Source organism: Streptomyces sp. SID5785 (assembly GCF_009870065.1).
Taxonomy (GTDB): Bacteria; Actinomycetota; Actinomycetes; order Streptomycetales; family Streptomycetaceae; genus Streptomyces.
In genome coordinates this window covers 1-2,503 of the sequence record NZ_WWIA01000965.1, presented here as the reverse complement: position 1 = coordinate 2,503, position 2,503 = coordinate 1, and the positions used below count along the sequence as shown (strand labels likewise).

Below are 2,503 nucleotides of genomic sequence, written 5' to 3'. Positions count from 1 at the left end.
GCCGCCACCGGCGCCGCCGGCCTGACCGCCGGCCTCGGCTACGCCCTCGGCCCCGGCGGCGGCGAGGCGGCCGCGGGCCCCACGGCCCCGGTCCACGCCGTCTCCCGCAAGGCCCCGGCCGCGCCGCTCGCCCCCTACACCGAGGGCACGACGCTCGCCGCGACCGGCACCCCGCACGCCTCGGCCTCCGCCTACCGCCACCTCACCGCGGGCCCGGCCTGGTCCCGCGTCACCCGCGACGACCTCGCCGCCCCGGGCGCCGCGCGGGAGGACAGGCGCACCGCGCTCGCCGCGTTCGTCCAGTTCACCGACCTGCACCTGGTCGACGTCCAGCACCCGCTGCGCTACGAGTACCTGCGCGCCAGGACCTCCAGCGCCTGGCGCCCCCAGGAGGCGCTCTCCGTCGCCGGGGCGATCTCCCTCGTCGAACGGGTCAACAGCCTGCGCGGCGCTCCCGTGACCGCCGCCCCGCTCGGCTTCGTGATGACCACCGGCGACAACACGGACAACAACGCCCGCTCCGAACTCGACTGGTTCCTCACGACGATGAGCGGCGGCCGCATCCGGCCCGACTCCGGCGACCCGCAGCACTACGAGGGCGTGCAGAACAGCGGCCTGAAGCTGTACTGGCACCCCGACTCGGCGCTGCGCGACGCCGACAAGACCGGGCACGCCTTCCCGCGCATCGACGGCTTCCTGCGGGCCGCGACCGCCGAGGTGCACAGCCCGGGCCTGAACCTGCCCTGGTACTCGACCGTCGGCAACCACGACGCCCTGCCCGGCGGCTGCTACGCCCCCGGCGACCCGTTCTTCGCCGACTTCGCCACCGGCGGCCGCAAGCTCATGGACCTGCCCGCGTCCGTCGGCCGCGCCCTGTGGGACGACGTCGAGCGCGGCGGCGACCCCAGGGGCAACGCCTTCAAGGACCTCCTGACCGCCCCCGCCCAGGTCCGCGCGATGCGCACGGTGACCCCCGACCCGCGCCGCGCCCCCTTCACCCCGGCCGAGTACCTGGCCGCGCACCTGGACCCGGCGCACACCGGCCCCGGACCCGTCGGCCACGGCTACACGCGGGAGAACCTGGCCGCGGTCACCCAGTACTACGCGTTCCGTATCGCCCCCGGGGTCGTCGGCCTCAGTCTGGACAGCACCGACCCGGGCGGCCACTACGAGGGCTCGATCGGCCAGGGGCAGCTCGACTGGCTGACCGCCCGGCTCCGGGAGGCGGACCGGGACGGCGACCACGTCGTCGTCTTCTCGCACCACACCAGCAGGTCGATGCGCAATCTCAACCCCGACCCGCACCGCCCCCGCGAGCGGCGGCACGGCGGCGCCGAACTCACCGCGCTGCTCGCCCGCCACCGCCCGGTCCTCGCCTGGGTCAACGGCCACAGCCACAAGAACAAGATCACCGCGCACCCGGGGACGGGCGGCAGCACCGGCTTCTGGGAGATCTCGACGGCCTCGCACGTGGACTACCCGCAGCTGGCCCGTGTCATCGAGATCGCCGACAACCACGACGGCACGCTCTCGCTGTTCACGACGCTCATCGAGTCGGCGGCCCCGTACCGGCCGGTCCCCGGGGACCTGAGCCGCACCGGCCTCGCCTCGCTCTACCGGGAGCTGTCCTTCAACGCCCCCGGCTCCCGCAGCACGCTCGCGGGCAGACCGAGGGACCGCAACACCGAACTGGTCCTGCGCAAGGCCTGATACGGCGCACCCGCCGCGGCCCGCCGCTCAGCGGGGCAGCACCACGACATAGGCCGCCGGGTCCCGGTCCCCGGCGGCCATCAGAGCGGTGCGCACCACGGCGGCCTGCTGCTCCGGGGACTCCCGCAGCTTGCGCGGCGTCAGATGCACGACGGTGATCCCGAGCCGCTCCAGATGCTCCCGCTTGTGCGCGTACTCGATCCACTCCGCGTCCTCGTCCGTCCGCGGCGCCCGCGCGTCCAGCTCGACGGCGACGGACTGGTCCGGCCAGAACGCGTCGACGCCGCCCAGGTGCGGTCCGCCGGGCAGCCGCAGATCCACGTTCCACAGCGGCGCGGGCAGCCGGTGCTCGCGCACCATCGCGTACAGCCGGTCCTCGGCGAGCGAGCGGCCCTCGGCCAGCAGCGAGTCGACGGCGTCCACGACGTGCGGCCGGGTCAGCAGCCGGGCCTGGGTCAACTCCCGTACGACGAGGGCCGGTTCGCAGTGTCCGCAGCGCACCGCCTCCGTCAGCAGCCGGCGCACGGCCGCCGCGTCGGACAGCTGGGCGACGGCGTCGGCGAGCGCCCGCGCCACGGGCGCGACCGGGAGCCCGTCCAGGAACACGGGGGCCGGCAGCGCCGGGGTGCGCACGATCCGGGCGAGCTCGGTGGAGCGCAGCCGCCGGGTCCGCGGCACGAGGACGTCCACGTGGTCCAGGGAGGCCACAGGGGGAGCGGCCGAGAAGCCGTGCAGGGCGAGCGCGGCGAGCCCGGTGACCAGGGCGTCCGCCGGCTCGGCGGACGCGGCCGCC

General features: G+C 75.7%; 2 protein-coding genes. One reads left to right on the top strand and one right to left on the bottom strand.

Going from position 1 to position 2,503, the window contains the following annotated elements:
- Window positions 1–1,710, top strand: a 1,710-nt coding sequence (locus tag GTW43_RS31540) for a TIGR03767 family metallophosphoesterase (protein ID WP_161305399.1), incomplete at its 5' end; no start/stop codon positions are given.
- A 27-nt stretch (window positions 1,711–1,737) separates the two neighbouring features.
- Here the strand turns inward: GTW43_RS31540 and GTW43_RS31535 are convergent.
- The coding region (locus GTW43_RS31535) for a hypothetical protein (protein WP_161305398.1) at window positions 1,738–2,503 on the bottom strand (766 nt) is incomplete at its 5' end.